This is a genomic window from Aquirufa sp. A-Brett2-15D (genome assembly GCF_054558735.1).
In genome coordinates, this window is record NZ_JBSKFT010000013.1 from 1 (window position 1) to 588 (window position 588).

Genomic DNA, 588 nt, shown 5'->3' on the forward strand with positions numbered 1-588 from the left:
TCGCCGTATTTCTAGTTCCTCTGTAACCATTACCACTGTTATTCTCTAACCACGCGTTCTGGCCAGCTCCGTAACCAAAACTAGTTTGGCCTATGTTTATATTGTTATCAATACGCCCGGATCTTACATTTGATACCCGGAAATTCAAAGGGTATCCATCCGAAGTACCTAAATACTTACCCGCACTCGTCTCTGATACGTACTGAGCTATACCAAAAGCATAATCTGTCATACCCGTATTTCCAGTAGCGTTCCATACTAATCCACTTCCTGTAGAAGTAAGTGCTGAAATTACATAGGCCGTAGTTGCAAACTTCGTACTATTGTCACTAACAGCAGGTGTCACACCCGTCACCGTTCCACTTGAAAAAGCAGTAGCCCCCGCTACATTCAGTGTTCCAGCCACATTCAGATTACCACCTACACCTACTCCACCACCTACAATCAACGCTCCATTATTTGTCGCACTCGAGGCAGTCGTATTCGTCACATTTAATATCGAACTACTTCCAAACGTTACATTACCACCCACTCGTAACTGAGAGGCTACTCCTAATCCTCCCGACAATACCAACGAACCCGTAGATA

At 44.6% G+C, this 588-nt stretch carries 1 pseudogene; it reads right to left on the reverse strand.

The features are described 5' to 3' along the window. Positions 1–588, reverse strand: a pseudogene (locus ACST14_RS10930) (hypothetical protein); the annotation flags it as partial.